At 42.2% G+C, this 21,538-nt stretch carries 17 protein-coding genes and 1 other RNA gene; 6 read left to right on the plus strand and 12 right to left on the minus strand.

Annotated elements, in window-relative coordinates:
- Positions 1-102: 102 nt before the first annotated feature.
- From ettA to IR173_RS01775, 4 genes are read right to left on the minus strand one after another with little or no spacing between them, the layout of a single operon-like run.
- Positions 103-1,791, minus strand: coding sequence for an energy-dependent translational throttle protein EttA (gene ettA, locus IR173_RS01760; RefSeq protein ID WP_237037971.1), 1,689 nt, complete (start codon positions 1,789-1,791; stop codon positions 103-105).
- An 18-nt stretch (positions 1,792-1,809) separates the two neighbouring features.
- Positions 1,810-2,979, minus strand: a complete 1,170-nt coding sequence (locus IR173_RS01765) for an MFS transporter (protein ID WP_237037972.1) — start codon at positions 2,977-2,979, stop codon at positions 1,810-1,812.
- Positions 2,980-2,990: 11 nt separating this feature from the next.
- Positions 2,991-3,812, minus strand: a complete 822-nt coding sequence (gene panB, locus IR173_RS01770) for a 3-methyl-2-oxobutanoate hydroxymethyltransferase (protein ID WP_237037973.1) — start codon at positions 3,810-3,812, stop codon at positions 2,991-2,993.
- 52 nt (positions 3,813-3,864) lie between these two features.
- The gene (locus IR173_RS01775) at positions 3,865-4,515 is read right to left on the minus strand and encodes an HAD family hydrolase (protein WP_237037974.1); all 651 of its coding nucleotides are present in this window, start codon (positions 4,513-4,515) and stop codon (positions 3,865-3,867) included.
- Positions 4,516-4,658: 143 nt separating this feature from the next.
- Between IR173_RS01775 and IR173_RS01780 the strand changes: the two genes are divergently transcribed.
- Positions 4,659-6,125 (plus strand): potassium/proton antiporter, encoded by a 1,467-nt coding sequence (locus IR173_RS01780; RefSeq protein ID WP_237037975.1) that lies wholly within the window; start codon positions 4,659-4,661, stop codon positions 6,123-6,125.
- Between the two features lie 58 nt (positions 6,126-6,183).
- Here IR173_RS01780 and IR173_RS01785 read toward each other — a convergent pair whose 3' ends face one another.
- Positions 6,184-7,437, minus strand: coding sequence for an Nramp family divalent metal transporter (locus IR173_RS01785; protein WP_237037976.1), 1,254 nt, complete (start codon positions 7,435-7,437; stop codon positions 6,184-6,186).
- 102 nt (positions 7,438-7,539) lie between these two features.
- Here IR173_RS01785 and IR173_RS01790 point away from each other — a divergent pair, with 102 nt between their 5' ends.
- Positions 7,540-7,917, plus strand: coding sequence for a hypothetical protein (locus IR173_RS01790; RefSeq protein WP_237037977.1), 378 nt, complete (start codon positions 7,540-7,542; stop codon positions 7,915-7,917).
- A gap of 124 nt (positions 7,918-8,041) precedes the next feature.
- Here IR173_RS01790 and IR173_RS01795 read toward each other — a convergent pair whose 3' ends face one another.
- From IR173_RS01795 to IR173_RS01805, 3 genes are all read right to left on the minus strand, one after another.
- Entirely contained in the window at positions 8,042-8,446 is a 405-nt protein-coding gene (locus IR173_RS01795) for a hypothetical protein (RefSeq protein ID WP_237037978.1), read from the minus strand.
- A gap of 173 nt (positions 8,447-8,619) precedes the next feature.
- Positions 8,620-9,480: a sigma-70 family RNA polymerase sigma factor gene (locus tag IR173_RS01800; protein WP_005937471.1), complete on the minus strand. Its 861-nt coding sequence runs from the start codon at positions 9,478-9,480 to the stop codon at positions 8,620-8,622.
- A 279-nt stretch (positions 9,481-9,759) separates the two neighbouring features.
- Entirely contained in the window at positions 9,760-11,283 is a 1,524-nt protein-coding gene (locus IR173_RS01805) for a trypsin-like peptidase domain-containing protein (RefSeq protein WP_237037979.1), read from the minus strand.
- 295 nt (positions 11,284-11,578) lie between these two features.
- Between IR173_RS01805 and rnpB the strand changes: the two genes are divergently transcribed.
- Together rnpB and IR173_RS01815 are read left to right on the plus strand one after the other, a co-directional pair.
- Positions 11,579-11,946: RNase P RNA component class A (gene rnpB, locus IR173_RS01810), an RNA gene on the plus strand.
- A gap of 21 nt (positions 11,947-11,967) precedes the next feature.
- Positions 11,968-13,296 carry a YihY/virulence factor BrkB family protein gene (locus IR173_RS01815; protein WP_371315873.1) on the plus strand — a complete coding sequence of 443 codons (1,329 nt, stop codon included), beginning with the start codon at positions 11,968-11,970 and terminating at the stop codon, positions 13,294-13,296.
- Here IR173_RS01815 and IR173_RS01820 read toward each other — a convergent pair.
- Positions 13,293-13,898 carry a riboflavin synthase gene (locus tag IR173_RS01820; protein WP_237037980.1) on the minus strand — a complete coding sequence of 202 codons (606 nt, stop codon included), beginning with the start codon at positions 13,896-13,898 and terminating at the stop codon, positions 13,293-13,295. The two genes, IR173_RS01815 and IR173_RS01820, sit on opposite strands and share 4 nt — an antisense overlap.
- Before the next feature lie 114 nt (positions 13,899-14,012).
- Here IR173_RS01820 and IR173_RS01825 point away from each other — a divergent pair, with 114 nt between their 5' ends.
- Positions 14,013-14,588 (plus strand): helix-turn-helix domain-containing protein, encoded by a 576-nt coding sequence (locus IR173_RS01825; RefSeq protein WP_237037981.1) that lies wholly within the window; start codon positions 14,013-14,015, stop codon positions 14,586-14,588.
- A 12-nt stretch (positions 14,589-14,600) separates the two neighbouring features.
- Positions 14,601-16,253, plus strand: a complete 1,653-nt coding sequence (locus IR173_RS01830) for an AMP-binding protein (RefSeq protein WP_237037982.1) — start codon at positions 14,601-14,603, stop codon at positions 16,251-16,253.
- Positions 16,254-16,423: 170 nt separating this feature from the next.
- Here IR173_RS01830 and lacZ4 read toward each other — a convergent pair whose 3' ends face one another.
- The 3 genes from lacZ4 to IR173_RS01845 all read right to left on the minus strand — a co-directional run bounded on the left by lacZ4 (position 16,424) and on the right by IR173_RS01845 (position 21,532).
- On the minus strand, positions 16,424-18,460 hold the full coding sequence (gene lacZ4 / locus IR173_RS01835) for a beta-glucuronidase LacZ4 (protein ID WP_237037983.1): 2,037 nt from the start codon (positions 18,458-18,460) through the stop codon (positions 16,424-16,426).
- A 375-nt stretch (positions 18,461-18,835) separates the two neighbouring features.
- Positions 18,836-19,981, minus strand: a complete 1,146-nt coding sequence (gene cydB / locus IR173_RS01840; RefSeq protein ID WP_237037984.1) for a cytochrome d ubiquinol oxidase subunit II — start codon at positions 19,979-19,981, stop codon at positions 18,836-18,838.
- Between the two features lie 45 nt (positions 19,982-20,026).
- A complete protein-coding gene (locus tag IR173_RS01845) occupies positions 20,027-21,532 on the minus strand; it encodes a cytochrome ubiquinol oxidase subunit I (RefSeq protein ID WP_237037985.1) in 1,506 nt (501 codons plus the stop codon).
- Between the last annotated feature and the right edge of the window lie 6 nt (positions 21,533-21,538).

Here is a 21,538-nt window from a genome sequence, read left to right on the forward strand (position 1 = left end):
TTCTAATTACAAAATGGGGGTTATAACAGAATAATGAATAAAAAACCCCTTAAAAGACAAAATCTCTTAAGGGGGAATCCGGCATGAAATATCAAATGCTCATCAATCTTCCATCAATTTGCGATAACGAACCCGCTTAGGCTCTTCATTGCCTAAACGCTTCATCTTATTTTCTTCATATTCTGAATAAGAGCCCTCGAAGAAGAACACTTCACTGTTTCCTTCAAAGGCAAGGATATGAGTGCAGATACGATCCAGGAACCAACGGTCATGGCTGATAACCACAGCACATCCGGCAAAGTCGTCCAACCCCTCTTCCAATGCACGAAGAGTATTTACATCGATATCATTGGTAGGCTCATCGAGCAGTAACACGTTGCCTTCTTCTTTTAATGCCATTGCCAAATGTAAACGATTCCGTTCACCACCCGAAAGCATTCCACAAAGTTTCTCCTGATCGGCTCCCGAGAAATTAAAACGGCTCAGATAAGCACGCGCATTAATGTCACGTCCTCCCATTCGAATAAGTTCGTTACCTCCACTGATTACCTGATACACACTTTTATTAGCGTCAATATCTTTATGTTGCTGATCCACGTAAGCCAGCTTCACTGTTTCACCTACTTCAAAAGTACCTTTATCTACTGTCTCCAGTCCCATTATCAAACGGAACAAAGTCGTTTTACCGGCACCATTCGGTCCAATCACGCCCACAATGCCATTAGGAGGCAACATAAAGTTCAGATTGTCAAACAACAGTTTATCGCCATACGCCTTTGCCACTCCTTTGGCTTCAATCACTTTATTTCCCAAACGAGGACCATTCGGAATAAAAATCTCCAGCTTTTCTTCTTTCTCTTTCTGGTCTTCATTCAATAGTTTATCATACGAGTTCAAACGAGCTTTACCTTTCGCTTGACGGGCCTTCGGCGCCATACGCACCCAGTCCAACTCGCGCTCCAACGTTTTACGACGTTTGCTGGCCGTCTTCTCTTCCATCTCCATACGTTTGGTCTTCTGCTCCAACCAACTGGAATAATTACCCTTCCAAGGAATACCTTCACCGCGGTCGAGCTCAAGAATCCATCCAGCCACATGGTCAAGGAAATAACGGTCGTGAGTGATACAGATAACCGTTCCTTCATATTGTTGCAAATGCTGTTCCAACCAATCGATACTTTCGGCATCCAAATGATTGGTCGGCTCATCCAACAATAAGATATCCGGTTTTTGCAACAACAAACGGCACAATGCCACACGACGGCGCTCACCTCCCGAAAGATTCTTCACCGGCTGGTCTTCGGGCGGACAACGCAAAGCGTCCATCGCACGTTCCAGTTTACTATCCAAATTCCATGCATCCGTCGAATCGATAATGTCTTGCAACTCTGCTTGACGAGCAAAAAGTGCATCCATCTTTTCGGGGTCTTCATAATACTCGGGAAGACCGAACTTATTGTTTATTTCTTCGTATTCGGCAAGCGTATCAACTATATTCTGCACGCCTTCCATTACGACTTCTTTTACTGTCTTATCATTATCCAAATGCGGTTCCTGTGCCAGATAGCCTACTGAATAACCCGGAGAAAAGACTACCTCACCCTGATAACTCTTCTCTAAGCCGGCTATAATCTTAAGCAATGTAGACTTACCCGAACCGTTCAAACCGATAATACCAATCTTGGCACCATAAAAAAAGGATAGGTAGATGTCTTTTAATACCTGTTTATTCGCCTGGAAAGCTTTACTCACGCCCACCATCGAAAAGATGATTTTCTTGTCGTCTGCCATATCTTTATATCTTAAATTTTATAACTGTTTTTCTTCCATTCTCTTATAATACCAACAGTGTGTCACCGTTTCATAAAGAACCAATGAAACCACACAGATGCCCAAACATATCCAATATATTGTGTCAGGATAGCTTTCTGTCCATATATTCTCGAAAAACAAACCTCCCAACAAACCTACTTCCCATAACAACTGATAAGTGTTATTTCCTGTACCTCTCTCACAATGCAACGGCAAGCTTATCATTATTACAAAAAAGCGGGATGCAGTGATTCCAATGCCGACACCCAACAAAAGGGCCGCGATATAACTGCTCACTAAACTGTTTGAAAATGCCATCAACAATATTCCTGCAACTAAAGCCGCTTGTCCGAACTCCATCTCTGCACGACACGAAGTATGCGAAAGGGCATACTTGGAAACAAGCAGTGAAACTGCAAAACCTATCAGAATGCAAATATAGAATATTTCATTATAAATATGTGCAATAACGACTCCAAATATAAAAGAGACCAACAACATGTTTATTCCGGGAAGAAGCGTGCGAGGCAATAAAAAACGGTCTAAAGAGAAAAGAGGAGGACATAAAGGTGCACGAAAAGGAATATGAAGCAACGGAATCAATAATAATGCACCTATTCCAAATGCCGCACACACATAAACCACACAGGTAAAGCTCCAATAAGGATATATATAAACACCTAACGCCAGTCCCAATGCCATTCCAAACCTTCCGAACCAAGTAAAAGCGACGTTAGCATCTGTACGTCGGCGTGAAGCTGTAACATCAATTACCAAAGTGCTTCCGGTAGTCATTGTCACCACACTGAACAATGCCCCTTGCGCCATACGCAGTAAAGCTACCATCCCAACGGTGGCGACATAGGGATATAATAAACTTACTCCGGCCAGTAACGCCAGAGTAATGATACATACACTTTTCCGTTTGAAGGTGTCTATTATATAGCTGTTACAAGGACCGGGCAGAAACATTGTCAATCCAAAGACGGCAACGGCTCCCCCTGCTTCCGCATAGCTGCAATACCAATGTTGCACTATCCACAAAGGAAGTACGGGCAACATGATATAGAGCGAAATATAAAGGAAAAAGTTTGAAAGAGACAGGATTATCATATCTCTTGTCCATAATTTCGCCTTTTCATACGGAAAGAAGAAGTCATCAAACATATCGGAACCTTTTAATATTGTTCGTTCTCGTTAGGGAAATCTCCGCTTTTCACATCCTCTACATATTGACCGATTGCACCTTTCATTACTGTGTGTAAGTCTGCATAACGACGAAGGAAACGCGGACGAAAGCCGTCAGTCATTCCAAGCATATCGGCTACGACAAGTACCTGACCGTCGACATTACCACCGGCACCAATGCCGATTACGGGTATAGTCAGCTCTTTTGCCACTCTTTCGGCCAATGCAGCCGGAATTTTTTCAAGCACGAGTCCAAAGCATCCGGCTTCTTCCAGCAAATGAGCATCACGAATCAACTTTTCCGCCTCTGCATCATCCTTTGCACGTACTGTGTAAGTTCCATATTTATTAATGGATTGAGGCATCAAACCCAAATGTCCCATAATTGGAATACCTGCCGAAATAATCTTCTTTACTGCATCGATAATCTCTTCTCCGCCTTCCAGTTTTAATGCATCGGCATGAGTTATCTTCATTATTTTAATTGCATTGGTCACGGCTTCGTACTCAGATGTTTGATAAGTACCAAAAGGCATATCAACCACCACTAAAGCACGTTTCACTCCGCGCACCACCGATTTACCGTGATAAATCATCTGGTCGAGTGTTATTGGGAGCGTAGTTACATTTCCCGCCATTACATTAGAAGCGGAGTCACCCACTAGAATAACATCAATACCAGCTTCATCCACAATCTGTGCAGTGGTATAGTCATAAGAGGTCAGCATCGAAATTCTTTCACCTCTCTGTTTCATTTCCACCAAACGATGGGTGGTCACCTTGCGTGTATCACCAGAAATATATCCTGCCATATTTACTTTAAATTTTATAAAACGGCTGCAAAGGTAGATGTTTTATATGACATTACCTCATTATCTCTTTCATTTTTTCGAAACTAAACTCTTTAAAGTCCTGAATAACAAGATTCGCCTTATCGCGTATTGCCTCCTCGGGATTGGTCGTTGCCAGTCCCACTACCGTCATTTTCGCACGGTTTCCGGCTTCCAGCCCATGAAATGAATCTTCAAAAACAACACAGTTTTCAGGCACTGTATCACAGACCTTAGCTCCTAACAAAAAACATTCGGGGTCGGGTTTTGAATGGGTAAACTTTTCTGCTGTAAGGATAAAATCTACATTTGCTTTCAACTCAGGATGCACACGATAGGCGTTACTCATCTTTTGCTCATTCGAACTTGTTACTATAGCTATCTTTATTCCATTGGCACGTAATTCTTTCATAAAATTCTCTACGCCGGGTATATATTCATACAACATACTTTTCTCAAAGTTGTTCAAGCCATCTGTTATTTTTTTCTGAGCATCGTCCATTCCGGCAAAATATTTATCATAAATCTGCGTAAGGGTCTGGCCTTTAATCACACGTCCAAAATCTTTTATTTCAGGATGATATTGGCGTCCCTGCTCATCCCAAAAAACGCTATATTGAGTTTCTGTGTCCATCACCACACCGTCAAAGTCAAATAAAGCTGCAATATTTTTTGTTGTATCCATATATAAATTTAGATTGATTTAACGTGGCAAAGGTCTGAATAATCCATCACATTCTTAACTTTGCATTGCTTAAAAATCATAAAATAAGTATGAACCTTAGAAATGATTCTATTGTTATAATCTAATAATGTAAAAAACGAGATATGTTATTCAACGCAGAAAATATCCTATTAATTGGGTCGGTATTACTTTTTGTAAGTATTGTAGTTAGTAAAACAGGCTATCGTTTCGGTGTACCTACATTGCTGGTATTTTTATTAGTCGGAATGTTTTTTGGCAGTGACGGATTGGGGCTGCAGTTCCACAATGCCGATGAAGCACAATTCATTGGTATGGTAGCATTGAGCATTATTCTATTCTCAGGTGGTATGGATACCAAATTTTCAGAGATTCGTCCAGTGCTGTCACAAGGGATACTGCTCTCCACGGTGGGGGTATTACTGACTACACTTTTTACCGGTCTCTTTATATATTGGATTTCAGGTTTTGAGCATGTGAGTATCACCATGTCACTCATTACGGCCATGCTACTGGCAGCCACTATGTCTTCCACAGATTCAGCCTCCGTTTTCAATATTCTCCGCTCGCAAAGCATGAATTTAAAGCATAATCTACGCCCTATGCTCGAACTGGAAAGTGGCAGCAATGACCCGATGGCATATATGCTGACTATTGTTTTAATTCAGTTTATAAACTCTTCGGGTATGGGAATGATGGATATTCTAGGCTCATTCTGCATTCAGTTTATAGTAGGTGGAGCTTCGGGGTTCTTATTGGGCAGGTTAGCCATCCTCATCTTGAATAAGATAAACCTTAACAACCAATCCCTCTATCCCATTCTATTATTAAGTTTTATATTCTTCACTTTCACGGTCACTGATTTGTGTAAAGGGAACGGCTATCTGGCTGTTTACATTGCCGGTATCATGGTAGGAAACAACCGCATAACGAACCGGAAAGAAATTTCAACCTTCATGAATGGTATGACATGGTTATTCCAAATCATTATGTTCCTGACGTTGGGACTGTTGGTTAACCCCCATGAAATGCTGAACATTGCTGTTCCTGCCCTCCTTATCGGTGTATTCATGATTGTTTTTGCACGCCCTCTGAGTGTCCTGATTTGCCTGCTACCATTTAAGAAGATGAATTTTAACTCACGCATATTCGTATCATGGGTAGGCTTGAGAGGAGCAGTACCTATCATATTTGCCACCTATCCTGTGGTAGCCAATATACCGGATTCCAATCAAATATTTAATATCGTGTTCTTTATCACTATCTTATCTTTAGTGGTTCAGGGAACAACAATTTCATGGATAGCTAAATTACTCCATTTGGCCACTCCTCTCGAAAAGACCGGAAATGACTTCGGCGTAGAAATTCCCGATGAAATTAATACCGATTTAAGAGATATCATCCTGACTGAAGAAATGCTGGCCAAGGGCAACCGCCTGATGGACATGAACCTACCTAAAGGTACATTGGTGATGTTGGTAAAACGAGGAAACGAATTTATGATTCCCAATGGTTCACTGCAATTACACGCAGGAGATAAATTGCTGATTATTTCAGAAAATAAAGAAAGTACACCTGCCACTCCTCAATAAGGAAAGGGGCAAGTGTATCGAATAACAGGCCCTTCAGTTTAAAAACGCCCTCTTCTATTCAACTGAACAACAACATGATGTTGAGTATTGAAACAATAATAGCAATGGTATAGAGCACAAAACTGCTCCAACGGGAATTGACATACTTGCCCATCACTCTTTTAGAAGAGGTAAGCCCTACCTGCAAAAATACAGTAAACGGAAGCTGAATACTTAGAATCATCTGAGAAATAATCAATCCATAAAACGGATTGTCAATGAAAAATATAATCACTAAAGCCACCCCCAATGATAAAAGCACACCTATACGTGAGTGAATGTCCTTTATATGATATGATTCTCCAAAGATACCGGCAAAAATAGAACCGGCTGCCATACCGCTGGTTATCGTAGACGAAATACCCGCCATCAGCAAAGCCAATGCAAAAATCACTCCGGCATTATTCCCTAATAGCGGGTCAAGCAACGACTTCGCTTGTTGCAATTCCTCCACCGGCGTACTTGTTTTAAAAAAAGTGGCGGCAGCCAGCAATATCATTGCGCTATTTATCGCCCATCCCACAATCATGGAAAACAGCGTATCATAAAACTCGTATTTCAAGACTTTACGAATCGAACCCTCATCCTGCTTGTTATATTCATGACTCTGTATCACCTCCGAATGCAAAAATAAATTATGGGGCATCACTACTGCACCGAGAACACTCATTATAATAAGCATACTGCCCTGCGGAATACTCGGCACAACCCATGCACGTGCTGCCACCGGCCAGTCTATATCCACCAAAAAGAGTTCATATAGAAATGACAACCCGATAACAGAGACAAACGCAATAATAGCTCGCTCTATCTTTTTATATGAATTGGAGAACAGCATGATAACCACAAAGAGAGTGGTCAATATAGAACCCCACACAATAGGAATATCCAACAACATCTGCAGCGCAATAGCGCCTCCCAGAATCTCTGCCAGAGAAGTAGATATAGATGCCAAAACCGCACTCCCCAAGACTGGACGTGCTATCCATTTGGGACAATATTGTGTAGCTGCTTCGCTCAAACAAAGACCGGTAACAATGCCCAAGTGCGCAACATTGTGTTGCAAAACAATCAACATCACCGTGGAAAGTGTAACGACCCATAATAAAGCGTAGCCAAACTCCGAACCGGCTGCGAAGTTGGACGCCCAGTTCCCCGGATCGATAAATCCAACTGTAACCAATAACCCCGGACCAATATATTTAAAGAAATCAAGACCACCTAAATAGCGTTTATGGTCTTTCCGTTTTAGTTCATCTATGAAATTAGACATGTCTTACTTTTTTTGTTTGCACAAACATACGAATAAAAAACAAATAAACACTTGCTTTGTTTACATATATATTCTATTTTCGCCCTAAAATACCCAACAATAATGAAAAAAAAAATCGTATTATCCGCCTTGCTCATAGCTGCATTGACTGCTTGTACCAGCAAAGGACCGGCCCGCAAATTTAAAGAGACCGCCGAAAAACTAAATAAAACCTACCCTATCCGTTTGAATGAAACCGTTACCATTGACAGTACTCATTATGACGAACAGAACAATACTGTGAGTTACTATTATACTGTAACAGGAGAGCTGGACAGCCCACAGTTCATGAACAGTAATTATGCCACTTATAAAAAAGCTTTGCAAGAAGCTATTGATAACTCAGTGGAAATGGAGGAATATCGGAAATTTGGAAGTAAAATCAAATACATTTATTACTCGGGGAGCAATAAGAAGAAACTGGCGGAGTTCGCTTTCTAGTCAGCTTCGGCCTACCCATTCCACACGTACGTACGTGTAGCCTCATGCGTACGTACGTGTGGGCTTATGCGTATATACGTGTGAGCTCATGCATACGTACGTGCAAACCCACGCGTACTAACGTTTATTCTTCCTCCGGTTTTGTAAAGCGAAACAGGGTCGGGTCTACCGGACGAATCAACACATTGTGTCCTTTTTGAAACTTAGATTTCAGTTTGGCAACCGTCTTTTCCAATTTCGATTTATTAGTATCAAAATACACAAAGCAAGTACGGTTCACCAGCCCTTCCTGGCCTTCCAAATAACTTTTCAACTGATAACTATAATGAGAACGTTGCGGCAACAATTTATTATTATCCAGTTTCACACTATCCAACAACTGGATATCTGTAAAATAAATCAATGAATCTGTAAACGAAGCAGACACACCTACTATATATACAGCCTTGGTTTTATTTCCTTTTAAAGAAAATGCCGAGCACAACATCAGCACGACAAATAAAGAGCAGAAAATCTTGATGAATTTCATAATTTGTTTTTTATTATTTTATTGAGGACAAAAGTAGTTATTTACCGCTAAATATAAAAAGGTAATAGATAAATTAACATTATTCCTCTATAAACGAACAAAAGCACAAGATGAAAGCTCAAACTTTCAACTCATGCTTTGTTTTCTTTTTGTTTTGGAAACCGAATTTGGTCTTATCCCAAATAGGCCTTGAGCAGCTTGCTACGTGAATTTGCTCTTAATCTTCTAATGGCTTTCTCTTTAATCTGACGTACGCGCTCACGAGTGAGTCCGAATTTATCGCCGATTTCTTCCAACGTCATTTCCTGCGTGTTAATACCGAAAAACATCTGGATAATATCCTTTTCTCTTTCGGTTAACGTAGAGAGTGCTCTATCGATTTCCTTCGAAAGTGACTCATTAACCAAGGAACGGTCTGCCATAGGCGAGTCGTCATTTACCAGCACATCCAACAAGCTGTTGTCTTCTCCTTCCACAAAAGGAGCATCTACAGAAATGTGACGGCCTGAAACTTTCAACGTGTCCGAAATCTTGTCTACCGGAATTTCCAATTCATCGGCTAATTCTTCCGGAGAAGGACGACGCTCGTTTTCCTGTTCGAACTTGGAAAAAGCTTTGCTGATTTTATTCAGCGAACCTACCTGGTTCAACGGCAAACGAACAATACGTGACTGTTCTGCCAATGCTTGAAGGATAGACTGACGAATCCACCATACAGCGTAACTGATAAATTTAAAGCCTCGGGTTTCATCAAACTTTTCGGCTGCCTTAATCAGTCCCAGGTTTCCCTCATTAATCAAGTCAGGAAGACTTAACCCCTGATTTTGATACTGCTTGGCAACAGATACAACGAAACGCAAGTTTGCACGTGTCAGTTTTTCTAATGCCACCCGGTCGCCTTTACGGATACGTTGAGCGAGCTCTACCTCTTCTTCTACAGTAATCAAGTCTTCGCGCCCAATTTCCTGTAGATACTTATCAAGAGATGCGCTCTCTCGGTTAGTGATACTTTTAGTAATCTTTAATTGTCTCATTCTCTATAAAACAAATTTGGGATGCAAATTTACAACATTAAAATGGAATAACATCCATTTTGTTTGGAATATTTTTGCCAATAAATCAAAAAAGGACTTTTATCAGGGTAGTTCTTAAAATTATTAGGTTATTCCAATGCATATAGTCCTATTATTTTCATTAAGGACACTCCTTTAAATATAATAGGATGCACGACTAGTATAATACTGCCGTGCATCCACCAAACACACACCTATTGAAAAAATCTTATTACCTTATGTCTTTTTATCCTTTATGAATTATTCTTGAGTCAAGTCTACAGCGTAATTGGCGCGTTTACCTGACGGAAACATACCGCTTAAGAACAATACCTGATCGGGTGACTGAGTTGCAGCCTTCAGCACATTCTCCAAATCATTCACCGTTCTAATGACCTGTCCATTAGCTTTCAGAATAATGAATCCCTTACGGACACCGGCAGCTTTCATCTTGCCTTCCGTCACACCTGTTACTTCAATACCCGAACCGAGATTCAGTTGTTTCTTCAGCTCTTGAGGAACTTCGCGGAACGCAGCACCCAATATTTCCATGCCTGCATTCTTCACTACCTTCGTAGTCCCCTGTTCGTTCTTTAAAGTCAATTCAATATCTTTTTCTTTCTTGTCACGTAAAACTTTTACTGTAACCTTGTCACCCGGACGATGCTTAGCCAAACCTTCCTGCAGTTCTGCAAAGTTCTTCACTCTCTTGCTATCTATTCCAATGATAACATCATTCTCCTGCAACTTACCTGCAGCAGAACCTCCTTCGATGATTTCACGAACCCATACGCCATCTACTGCGCCCAAGTCTTTCACTTGTTTCTTCATTGCATCATCCATTAACTGCTGGTCATCATTAATCGGTGTGCCCTTAATACCTAGAATAGCACGCTGCACAGTCCCATACTCTTTCAAGTCTGATACAACTTTCTTCATAATGCTGGTCGGGATAGCAAAACCATATCCTGAATAAGCCCCTGTCGGTGAATACAGTACAGAGTTGATACCAACCAATTCACCTCCCGCATTAACCAGTGCCCCACCACTATTACCTTGATTAATGGCAGCATCCGTTTGGATGAATGATTCTACACCTTGATTATATACACCCAATGTACGAGCTTTTGCACTGACAATACCGGCAGTTACAGTAGACGTCATGTTGAATGGATTACCTACCGCCAACACCCACTCTCCTACCTTCAATGCATCCGAGTCACCTATAGGTACTGTCGGAAGGTCATCAGCTTCAATTTTAACTAAAGCTAAATCCGTACTGGGGTCTGCACCTATCACGCGTCCTTTAAATTCACGTCCGTCGTTCAGCTTGACACTGATTACATCTGCATTATCAATCACATGGTTATTAGTAACAATATAGCCATCCTTTGATATAATCACACCTGAACCAAAGCCTACCCTTTCCGGAGTTTGTACCTGGCGTTGCTGGCCTCCGCCTCTACCGTTTCCAAAGATATCACCAAAGAAATCGGAGAATGGGTCACGAACTGTTACAGTCTGAGTCTTAGATTCTTGGGTAGACTTTATATGGACAACTGCATGTACAGAGTTCTCGGCCGCCTGAGTCAGATCGACCGGTTGCATATTTATTGCATCCAGAGCTGCCAATCTTGTATTCTGGTTTTGTTGGAATACATCATTAAAAGCCAAACTCTTATTCTGTTCAGGCTTCAACATAGTATAAGTCGTTACTCCTGCCACACCTGCGCTAACAGCTACAATCGCCGTTGCTCCTAGTACCATTTTAGTTGCTTGTTTCATAACTTAATATCTATTAATTTGTTAATTTCATTTTTAGTTTAACTTTTATACCGCTAAAGTAATGACAAAATATGTACGGTTGTATGCATTGTCAGGTAAATTTTCCCTCTTTTAACAGAGACATACAGACACTTAACAGGGGTTAACCGCAATATCTGCCAAATTTGCATTCGTTATCAATAGCTGACAGCACATCTGTCAGAGGCATAAATTCAACATTTTACATTCATTTCAATACTTTTTCTCATCCTTTTGCTGCACTTCGGGCTAAAAGCATTATCTTTGTCCGCTCAAAGCAGTCGGCCGGTCTGTCGCTGATGCCACAAGGCAGAAGAGGAAAGTCCGGGCAACATAGAGCATCCTACTTCCTAACAGAAAGCTATCTGCGAAGGTAGAGTAATGCAGAAGAAAAGAACCGCCCTGTTCTTTCGGGGACAAGGTAAGGGTGAGAAGGCGGGGTAAGAGCCCACCAGCCGCATGGTGACATGTCGGGCTGTGTATCTTAGGAGTTGTAAGGTCATGTAAACCGGCATTATGAGGGTTGCTCGCCCCACGTCGGAGGGTAGACCGCTAGAGCCTGTTGGTGACAACAGGCGTAGATAAATGACAGACGCTTTGCCGCAAGGCAAGGAACAGAACCCGGCTTATAGGCCGACTGCTTTTTTTTATATATAAAGAGCCTAAATGAGTACCATGAACAAGGAAAAGCTGAAAGGCCTGCAATCGTTTCTCAAAGATGATATATGGCGAGTGACGGAAGACGAGGTTAGCAAATCTCGTGGAATACTTTATAATGCAATAAAGATAGCAACCCTCTCCATCCGTGAATTTACCCAAGGACGTATTATCAACAAAGCTTCTGCGCTGACATACAGCACATTGCTTTCCAGTATCCCTATATTGGCCATATTATTTGCCATTGCACGCGGCTTTGGTTTCTCCAATTTACTGGAAACCCAGTTTCGCAGTGGACTGGAAGGTCAGAGTGCAGCCGCAGAGACGGTTCTCGGATTGATTGACTCTTATCTGATTCACGCCAAAAGCGGCGTATTTATCGGTGTCGGTTTAATCATGCTGTTTTGGACTATCCTCAGCCTGACATACAACATAGAACGTACTTTCAATTACATTTGGCAGGTGAAGAAGCCACGCACGCTTTACCGTAAAATGACAGACTACTTTTCCATCCTTTTACTTCTTCCGTTATTAATTGTATTGTCAAGCGGTATTTCAATCTTCATGACGACAATGCTGAAGAATATGGAGGATTTTGTGTTGTTGGCACCGCTAATGAAATTTATGGTCAGGCTTATTCCTTTCATACTCACGTGGGGAATGTTCACAGGGCTATATGTGTTTATGCCCAATACAAAGGTAAAAATCAAATATGCTATCATACCCGGTATCATAGCCGGTACTGCTTTTCAGGCATTCCAATATTTATATATCGGAAGCCAGATATGGGTTTCGCGCTACAATGCCATTTACGGTAGTTTCGCCGCTATCCCGATGTTCCTGTTGTGGACACAAATATCGTGGAGTATCTGTCTTTATGGTGCGGAACTGTGCTATGTGGCCCAAAATCTGAAGAATTACAGTTTCAGCAAAGAGACAGCACATATCAGCCGCCGATATCATGACTTCCTTTGTATCCTCATCATGTCACTCATCTGTAAACGTTTTGAAACGGAAGAACCTCCTTATACTGCCGTTACATTGAGTGATGAGCATAAGATTCCCATCCGGCTTACCAAAAATATATTATACGAACTGCAAGACATGCACATGATTTATGAAACCCCGGTAGACGATGACGATGAATCTTTTGCATACCTTCCGTCTGTAGATATAAACCGGATGAATGTAGCAATGCTCCTGAACAGACTGGATGTAGCCGGTTCAGAAGCATTCAAGATTGACCGCGAGCGATACAGTGCTCCGTGGGAGGCACTGATGCAGGCCCGCGAAGAATATTATCAAAGCACCAGCAAGATACTGCTGAAAGACCTTTAGTTATTGAACTGCATCATGCGGCTCAAATATTTGCCGATGATATCGAACTCTATATTTACGATACTTCCCGGTTGGAAAGTGTGGAAATTGGTATGTTCGTAGGTGTAAGGAATAATAGCAACCTGAAAAGTGTCATCTGTCGGGTTGCATACGGTCAGACTAACCCCATTTACGGTAACCGAACCTTTATCCACTGTAATATAACCACGTTTTGCCATTTCCTTGTCAAATTTATATTTGAAAGTATAATAACGACTGCCGTCCACGTCTTGAATACCGACACATTCCGCAGTCTGGTCTACATGCCCCTGCACAATATGTCCGTCCAAACGTCCGTTCATCATCATACTGCGCTCCACATTCACTTTATCCCCTACCTTCAACAGTCCGAGGTTGGAACGTTCCAACGTTTCTTCAATAGCAGTCACTGTATATGTACCATCCTGAATGCTTACCACTGTCAGGCAAACACCATTGTGAGCAATGCTCTGGTCTATCTTCAGTTCGTCTACAAACGAACATTTCAATGTAAGGTGTAAATTAGTTCGTTCTTTTTCCGAACGTACTACTTCTGCATATTCTTCTACAATTCCTGAGAACATAATTCATTAATTTAATAGTTGAAGTGCAAAGATAAAGAGAAAAAGCCGTCTTAAATAAAAGATTTATGTATTTTTGCACAAATTACATTGCAAACATTACTAATACTAACAAATATGGATAGCACAAGAATCGTTGGCGAAAAGATTAAATCGCTGCGTGAAACAAAAGAAATCAGTGTAGCAGAACTAGCAGAACGTTCGGGGCTTGCCGAGGAACAAATCAACCGCATAGAAAATAATGTAGATCTTCCTTCCTTAGCTCCTCTCATCAAAATAGCACGTGCACTGGGTGTACGCTTGGGCACTTTCTTGGATGACCAAGAAGAACAGGGGGCAGTAGTTTGTCGCAAAGAGACTGCTGAAGATACAATCAGTTTTTCAAATAATGCAATGGACTTACGCACTCACATGCGCTACCATTCTCTTTCAAAATCGAAAGCCGACCGTCACATGGAACCCTTCATTGTTGATGTAGCTCCGAATGAGAATGTTGAGTTTACTCTTTCATCACATGAAGGAGAAGAGTTCATTTATGTCATGGAAGGCGCCATTGAGGTATGCCACGGCAAGAAATGTTATGTAATAGAAGCCGGCGACAGCATTTATTATGACTCTATTGTTCCTCATCATGTACATGGACTTTGCGGACAGGCAGCCAAGATATTGGCAGTAATTTACACACCCATCTAAACCGGATTTGACATGGAATTATATACCCGAACTCTTGGGGACTGGCTCGAACATTGGGCTGAAACCACTCCGGATAAAGAATATATCGTTTATTCAGACCGCAACCTGCGTTTTACCTGGAGACAATTCAATGAACGTGTGGATAATATGGCAAAAGGGTTGCTTGCCATCGGTGTCAAACGAGGCACTCATGTAGGAATCTGGGCAGGTAATGTACCCGACTGGCTCACTTTCCTCTATGCCTGTGCCAAAATCGGTGCCGTAGCTGTAACTGTAAATACAAACTACAAACAGGCCGAACTGGAATATCTTTGCCAGAATTCAGATATGCATACATTATGTATCGTCAATGGCGATCGCGGCTCAGACGATTATGTCAACATGGTTTATGCTATGCTGCCCGAGCTGAAAAGTTCGCAACGCGGATATTTAAAAAGCAAACGTTTTCCATGCATGAAGAATGTCATCTACATTGGCCAGGAAAAATACAGAGGAATGTATAATACCTCCGAAATTCTTCTATTGGGAAGCAATGTAGAGGATGACGAACTCACCGAAGCCAAAAAACAAGTAGACTGCCATGATACGGTGAATATGCAGTACACTTCCGGTACGACAGGATTCCCAAAGGGAGTCATGCTTACACATTATAATATAAGCAACAATGGCTTCCTCACCGGAGAGCACATGAAGTTTACTTCGAATGACAAGCTATGTGTTTGCGTTCCTCTTTTCCATTGTTTCGGTGTAGTACTTGCCACCATGAACTGCCTGACACATGGATGTACACAAGTAATGGTCGAACGTTTTGATCCGTTGCTAGTACTCGCATCTATTCATAAAGAACGGTGTACAGCTCTTTACGGAGTGCCGACAATGTTCATCGCCGAACTGAATCATCCGATGTTTGACATGTTTGACTTGTCAAGCCTTCGTACAGGCATTATGGCAGGCTCTCTCTGTCCGGTAGAACTGATGAAAAAAGTGGAAGAAAAGATGTTTATGAAAGTGACCAGTGTATACGGACTGACAGAAGCCGCTCCCGGCATGACGGCCACTCGCCTGGACGACCCATTCGATGTGCGTTGCAACACGGTAGGCCACGATTTTGAGTTTACAGAAGTCCGGGTCATCGACCCCGAAACAGGCGAAGAATGTCCGATAGGCGTACAAGGAGAAATGTGCAACCGCGGATACAACACCATGAAAGGCTATTATAAGAACCCGGAAGCCACGGCCGAAGTGATAGACCAAAACGGTTTCCTACATTCGGGAGATTTGGGAATTAAAGACGAAGATGGAAATTACCGAATCACAGGACGTATCAAAGATATGATTATCCGTGGTGGGGAGAATATCTATCCGCGTGAAATAGAGGAATTTCTCTATCAGATGGAAGGAATCAAAGACGTACAAGTAGCCGGCATCCCATCGAAAAAGTATGGTGAGGCAGTAGGTGCCTTCATTATCCTGCACAAAGGAGTAGAAATGAATGAATTTGATGTTCGCGAATTCTGCACAGGCAAAATTGCACGATACAAGATTCCCAAATATATCTTCTTTGTAGATGAATTTCCAATGACCGGTAGCGGAAAGATTCAGAAATTCAAGTTAAAAGATGTAGGACTGGAGCTATGCCAAAAACATGGAATAGAAATTATTTAATATATGTTCATGAGGTCAAAACAGGGATAATGCTGTCGTTTAATTCGTAGGGGCGAGGTTCGCTCGCCCGAAAACAGTTTACTTTGTGTCTTCGGGCAGGCAAACCCTGCCCCTACAGCTGACGATGGGATAGGCCGATTTAAATTCGACACACCCTCACGTTTTCCTTGTTATAAGACCCAACAACAAGCATCAGTTACTACTTTCTTACCATTCTTCGCCGATACTTCTATCATGTTCTTTCCTTTGTTCAGCCGGATATCTTTAAAGACGCATACTTTCACGCCATCCGGTTGCATTTTTCCTGCCAATTGATTATTTACCTTCAGAGTTACCTCAGCACAATTAGAAAATACCTGAACCTCTGTCACCGGTTTTACGCGATTCACGCTACGACGCCCGGCAATATACACCATCGGTTCAGGGTTCCAGTTGGCCTTATAGAAATAGAATGCATCCTTTTTAACTTTACGGTTGTGTGTTACCAACCCTTTATCATTGATACCCGGACGATCACCTTCCGTACGATGAGCAGCTCCGAAGTCAAACATATTCCAAACAAAGCTTCCCCAAACGTATGGACGTTCACTGATAATCTTCCAGTTCTGAATATGGTATTCCGTCTGCCAATTTTCCGGATGCCACCAACTTCCCGGACTGGTCTGCACCAATGAATCCTGTTGATGGTAAATACTTGCTCCTGCCCCATACTCACTGATAGCAATCTTTATTTGGGGATGTGACTGATGTGTCTTGTCCAACCACGAAGCCAATGTCGCCGGAGTTGCTCCATACCAACCGTCATATCTGTTCCAGGCAATATTATCTGTTATGAAATTAATAGCACCGCCCTGGTTACTGGCTGATGTAGTGGGACGTGTCGGGTCTTCCTGATGTGCCAGCACATTCAGTTCTTTGATGTACTCCAACGGATTGTCTCCATTTTCTTTCAGTTCATTAAACAACCCCCAAAAGCATATACTAGGATGATTAAAATGCTGGCGGACCATCTCCTTCAACTGTTCTTTACCATTCTCACGAAAAGAAGGCTGGTCGACAAAACCTTTGTCTGCATAACCTCCCGGGCCCACAAACGGTATCTCCGCCCACGTCACTATTCCATTCCTATCCATCAAATCATACATATAAGCAGCTTGTGGATAATGGGCCAGCCGAATGGCATTCACCCCCATCTCAAGCATCAACCGGGTATCTTCTTCATGGTGCATAGGATGGAGTGCATTTCCCACCTCCGCCCATTCCTGATGGCGGCATACCCCATGCAGAGGCAAATGTTTCCCATTAAGAAAGAAACCCTGATTGGCATCTGTCGTATAATAACGAAGTCCCAATGGTTGTTCCACTTTATCTATCTCTTTTCCATCCTTCATGAGGGTTATCACGGTCTGATACATAAAAGGATCTTCAGTACCATTCCATAAATGGGGATTTGGCAAGGTAAAGCTCATTTCTTCAGATTGCACCTTGGTATGGGGTGCAACAGTCACATTCTTATCTGCCTGATAAATCACTTTATCGCCCTCTTTCACTTGGAGCTTAAGAGTTGCCTGCCGGGGGTGTTCCGTTCCGTTCGACAGGTTGATACGGGCCAAAATGCCGGCTTGCTTCTTATCCACCTGCTGCTGAACAAGATATACTCCCGGAGAAGCATAATCTAAAGGAGAGATGCAAATATCTTCTGTAACAAGTAAATGCACATCCCTATAGATACCCCCATAGAAATTAAAGTCACCTACCAAGGGCATGACATCAAGCTGTTCACCATTGTTCACACGAACCAGCACAGTATTATCTTTCCCATAATTCACCTTATCAGTGATTTCAAAAATAAATGCCCCATAACCACCCCGATGCTCTCCTATCTGTTTGCCGTTGATGAAAACATTACTTACACAGTTCGCCCCTTCAAAACGGAGAAACAGTCGCTTGCCTTTCCACTCGGAACGAATAAATAGTTTCTTGTCATAATTACCGATACCGCGTTTATAGTCGGGCTTGCCACTCAAAGCATCTTGTGCATTCCAAGTATGGGGTAAATCTACCCGGCGACTTGAATTCTTATCCACTTGATGGGAGAACCGGAAGTTCCAATCTTGATTGATGAGTATATTCTCTCTTTGTGCAAGAGTCTGCATACTTACCGCCATGGCAAATAATGCAGAGAAAGTCAGTCGAAGGTGTTTCATGTTCTTATCTTTTAGCATCCATGCAATTTAAGTTTAACAATATCATTACCTCTACAGAGGGTTTATTGTACAAAGATAGAGCAGTATCGCTACCACCAACTATAACTTTTGTCGATTTCATCTCATAAATTTGTCCAAATAAGGGAAGAACGGAGTATATGGGCATAAAAAAAGGAGCAACGCCTTGCTCCAACCTTTGTTAACCTTAAATCTAATACTATGAAAAACACAGTGCAAATGTACGGACTTTTGGGAATCCTGCAATAGTTTGTCCGTCTTTTATGCATCAAAACAATGTTATTTAACATAAATCGGCATCCCATTTACAGCTGTTAGCTAAACTGGGATACCGATTTTAATTTCATTAAAGCTTGATTAATAAGTATGGCTGTCTTTTCCCAATTCTTTTGCTGTAATAGGCTTTCGGTCTATTGCACGCCAAGCATAAACAATGTATGCCAAAACAAAAGGTACTAAAATAGATACATAAGCCATGACGCGCAAAGTAAACTCACTGGAACAACTGTTGGCCAGTGTCAATGAACTTTGCAAGTCAGCAGTAGAGGGATAATATGCTGTATTATTATAACCCACACAAAGCAACAGTGACAAAACTGTCAGCACAGTACCGATACCCGCAAACCAGATACCGTTGGTAGATGTCTTACTGAAAATAGATTTGCCGATGCCGAATAGCACACCGACCACTCCTATCAGGAATAAAACCAAGAGGATAGGCATATCAATGAAATTCATAAAATACTTGTAAGGTTCCATATATACTTCCTGTGTATCGGGACTGACAGCAAAGCCATCACTCAATAATGTACGTATCACAAATGCCAGAAAAAGAATAAGAAAAGGAATCGTATCCGTAATCAATTGGCGGCGGCAGTGAGGAATTAACTCTTCATCGCGGATATTATTGATAAAATATAAATTACCCAAGATACGTGCCAAGAACAAGACAGCAAAACCCAAAACAAGATTCCACGGATTAGTCAGTGCATCCAACCCATGCCATCCATTAGCCCAACTACTGATGACAGGCATCAGTTCATTACCCATATTTCCTTTATTTACCAAGAAATTAGAACCGGTAAAGAATGTAGCCACTGCCCCACCCAGTAATAACGGTCCTACCACTCCGTTAATTACCAAAAACCATTGATAGGTGCGTTTACCTAAAATATTACCCAGTTTAGACTGAAACTCATAAGACACAGCCTGCAACACGAAAGTGAACAAAATAATCATCCACAACCAATACGCACCACCGAAACTGGTGCTATAAAACAAAGGAAAGGAAGCGAAGAAAGCTCCTCCGAAAGTAACCAACGTAGTAAAAGTAAACTCCCACTTACGCCCGGTGGAATTCACCAGCATGGTACGCTCTTCGTGAGTACGGCCCAAAGTGAACAATAAAGAATTGCCGCCCTGCACAAAAAGCAGGAACACCAACAGGGCACCCAGCAATGAAACCAGGAACCACCAATAGTTTTGTAGAAATATATAGTCCATAGAATTTTATTTAAATGATAAATGATGGAATTACAGCAAGCAAGGTTATTCACCCTTTATTGCCTCCGGCCCTTTCTTTATGGCCTTAACCATAATATTGATTTCGGCAATCAGCATGACGGTAAACAGAATCAGGAAGATAAAGAAAGTTATCTGCACAGAGCTCGTCTGCAACTTGGATATAGCGGCTCCCACCGGCAACATATCCTGAATAGCCCACGGCTGACGACCGACCTCGGCTACCACCCAACCGGCTTGTCCGGCAATGTATCCCAACGGAATAGTCCAAAGTGCAAGTTTCTGCAACCACCTTGCATCTTTCAACTTGTCTTTCTGCGACAGGACAAGTACTACAATAAAGAATAAGATGAAATATCCTCCCAGCCCTACCATGATGCGGAACGACCAGAAAGTCAGCCCGACAGGAGGAACTAAATGAGTAGGATCTTTGATATATCCATAGCCGAAATAAGCCACATTCTCGTCCAATGTTCGGCGCGCTACACTTGCAGCCTCTTTATTACCTTCTTTCTGGGCTTTACGGAAAGCGTCCAAGGCAGCAATCGCCTTCTGACCACGCTCTATCTTCTCTTGTGCAGAAAGAGCGATGGTTCCCTCCGGAGTTTGATAACCGCCTTCCAGTAAATTGTTGATGCCCGGCACATACCCATCTATGTCATGAGTAGCCAGAATAGAAAGCATTTTTGGAATCTTAATATCTCCTATCACAGTAAACGGCACTCCGTTGCCGCCATCTCGAAGTCCTTCGGCCGCTGCCATTTTCATTGGCTGCACTTTCGCCACCTGCACACCGGAGATATCTCCGGTCCATGCTACTATCAACGAAGCTACCAAACCAAAAGCGGCAGCTACCTTAATGCTTGCTTTTGCAAATTCAGTCTCGCGCTTGCGAAGCAGATACCAACAACTGATACCCACCACAAACACAGCACCGAGTACCCAGCCACTCAGTACGGTATGGAAAAACTTAGCCACTGCCATTGGTGAGAGTGCCACCGCCGCAAAGTCCACCATCTCATTACGCACCGTCTCAGGATTGAATGCCATACCCACCGGATACTGCATCCAAGCGTTGGCTACCAAAATCCACCATGCGGAAAGCGTTGCACCGATACCTGTCAGCCATGTAGATGCCAAGTGAAAGCGTTTACTTACCTTGTTCCAGCCGAAAAACATGACGGCAATAAACGTCGCTTCCATAAAGAAAGCCAAAATACCTTCAATTGCCAACGGAGCACCAAAGATATCACCCACAAACCATGAGTAATTACTCCAGTTCGTACCGAACTCAAACTCGAGGATTAACCCTGTTGCAATACCTACAGCGAAGTTAATACCGAAAAGTTTCATCCAGAACTTTGCCGTGCGTTTCCAGAATTCCTTACCTGTGGCTACATAAAAAGTCTCCATGAGCCCCATAATCATAGCCAGTCCCAATGTTAGAGGAACAAAAAGCCAGTGATACATGGCCGTCAGTGCAAATTGCGCCCGCGACCAGTCAATTAGCGAAGTGTCAATGTTTTCAAACATACCGTT

The sequence above is a fragment of the Phocaeicola faecalis genome, assembly GCF_021730445.1.
Taxonomy (GTDB): Bacteria; Bacteroidota; Bacteroidia; order Bacteroidales; family Bacteroidaceae; genus Phocaeicola; species Phocaeicola faecalis.